Origin of the sequence: Mycolicibacter icosiumassiliensis, assembly GCF_900078685.2 — a bacterium.
GTDB classification, from domain to species: Bacteria; Actinomycetota; Actinomycetes; order Mycobacteriales; family Mycobacteriaceae; genus Mycobacterium; species Mycobacterium icosiumassiliensis.
The window spans coordinates 1-1882 of record NZ_LT546182.1 but is presented as its reverse complement, the minus strand read 5'-3'; the positions used below and the strand labels follow the sequence as shown (position 1 = coordinate 1882).

Here is a 1882-nt window from a genome sequence, read left to right as displayed (position 1 = left end):
CTCCCGGGGTGTGCCCGGGTCGAGGGGGAAGTAGATACGCACTTGCATCGGGCCGGCGGGGCCGGGAATGTGGCGCTCGTCGACCCAGCCCACCGGGACGGGTCTGGCCGGTCGCCGGCTGGCTTTCAGGCTGGCCCGCACCTGGACCGCGTTGCCGTCCCCGGCCGCGATGGATGCGAAGGCCGCGCCCATCCGGTCGGCCAGCTCGGTCTGCATCGAGGCGATATCGCTCACGCAGCGCAACGTAAGACGCCGGCGCCGCCGACAAATCCCAAAGTCCCACTGTGTGAGACAACGTGTCGGGCCGGGCACACCGCAGGCATACAAGTGAACCGGACCACAGCACTGCGATAGCGAGCGGAGCGACAAATGCGGCGTCTGACCGGCGAGGACAACAGCTTTCTGGCGTGGGAGAACGCCGCCCAACCGCAGCACACGATCAAGGTGATGGTGCTCGACCCGAGCCGGGGGCAGCGGCTGCTCACTTTCGAGGCGGTCAAGGCGATGCTCCCGGGCCTGGTCGATCGGGTCGAGCCGCTGCAGTGGCAGTTGCTGATGCCCCGCTTACGACTCGGCCGGCCCTGGTGGATCGCCCGGCCGCGCATCGACGTCGGCCACCACGTACGGCGGATCACCCTCGCCCCGCCCGGCGGTGATCGCGAACTGGCGCTGGCGATCGACGTGATCTTCCGTGACCGCCTCGACCGCAGCCGCCCGCCATGGCAGCTGTTCTATATCGACGGCCTGGCCGACGGCAGGATCGCGCTGATCTGGAAGATCCACCACGCCCTCGCCGACGGCACGGCCTCGCTGCGCATCCTGGAGGCACTGTGCGGCACGGACACCGCCCCGTCGACTCCCCCGCGCGACGAGCGACGGCCGGCGCCGTGGCGCTGGCTTCCGATGGTGGCGCGCCAGCAGCTCGCCGCAGCGCTCGGCCTGCCGCGGGTGGTGGCCCGCACTGTCGCGGTGAGCCGGGTCATTCTGCGGCGCCGCCGCAACGGCAAGCCGGGGTATGCCGCCGCGTTCGCCGCACCCGGGGCCCGCTTCAACGCACCGCTGACCGCGGAGCGGCACTTCGCGTTCCGCGGTTGCGACATGACCGTCATCAAGCAGGTCGCTCGGGCCCACGGAGTGACGGTCAACGACGTGTTCCTGGCGATCTGCAGCGGGGCGTTGCGCGCTTACCTGGACCGGCAGGGCGAACTGACGTCAGAAGCGCTCACCGCAGTCGTGCCGGTGTCGATGCGCCCGCCCGAGGGCGACGCCTGGGGCAACAAGGTGGCCCGGTGGAATGTCGCACTGGCCACCGACATCGCCGACCCGCTGGAGCGGCTGACCGCGATCGCCGCGGCGACCCGGACCGCCCGCGAGGTTCAGGCCGAACGCGACCTGTGGCTGCAGCACGACTGGATGGAGTACTGGCCGCTGTTCTGGTTCTACTCGCGCGCCCTGCCGCTGATCGGTGAGCGCACCACGCACCGGCCCACGTTCAGCCTGATTGCCTCGAATATGCGAGGACCGCAACAGCTTTGCTTTGCCGGTGCGCCGGTCGAACGTCTGATCTCGTCCGGTCCGCTGGTGTTTCCGATGGGGTTGAACTTCACCGGGTGGAGCTATGAGGGCCAGCTGACGATCGGGGTGTTGAGCTGCGGAACGCACCTGCCCGACCCGTGGCAGATCGCCGACGGCCTGCCCCCGGCATTGGCGGAGCTGGCGAATGCGGCCTCAGCGATCGAGGTCGTCGAGCAGTCGCAGTGCCAGCCGGCATCCGGTGTGGACGTCACGCCACAGGCGGGTGACCGGGTCTGAGGCATCCAGCGCGTGGCCACGGCTGCTGCCCAGGACGCGGTCGGCAGCGTCGCGCGCCCGCACGGCGGCC

At 70.2% G+C, this 1882-nt stretch carries 1 protein-coding gene and 2 pseudogenes; 1 reads left to right on the top strand and 2 read right to left on the bottom strand.

The annotated features are described in order from the left end of the window. Positions 1–234, bottom strand: a pseudogene (locus BN4346_RS46705) (hypothetical protein); the annotation flags it as partial. A gap of 135 nt (positions 235–369) precedes the next feature. Here BN4346_RS46705 and BN4346_RS46700 point away from each other — a divergent pair. Next, positions 370–1812 carry a wax ester/triacylglycerol synthase family O-acyltransferase gene (locus BN4346_RS46700; RefSeq protein WP_067977067.1) on the top strand — a complete coding sequence of 481 codons (1443 nt, stop codon included), beginning with the start codon at positions 370–372 and terminating at the stop codon, positions 1810–1812. A gap of 6 nt (positions 1813–1818) precedes the next feature. On the opposite strand, the pseudogene BN4346_RS50015 reads toward BN4346_RS46700, so the two are convergent. Then, a pseudogene (locus BN4346_RS50015) lies at positions 1819–1875 on the bottom strand (hypothetical protein); the annotation flags it as partial. Positions 1876–1882 lie beyond the last annotated feature (7 nt).

What these genes read in the sequence shown, in the direction of transcription:
- BN4346_RS46700 (WP_067977067.1), top strand. Translation starts at nt 370, where the DNA reads ATGCGGCGTCTGACCGGCGAGGACAACAGCTTTCTGGCGTGGGAGAAC.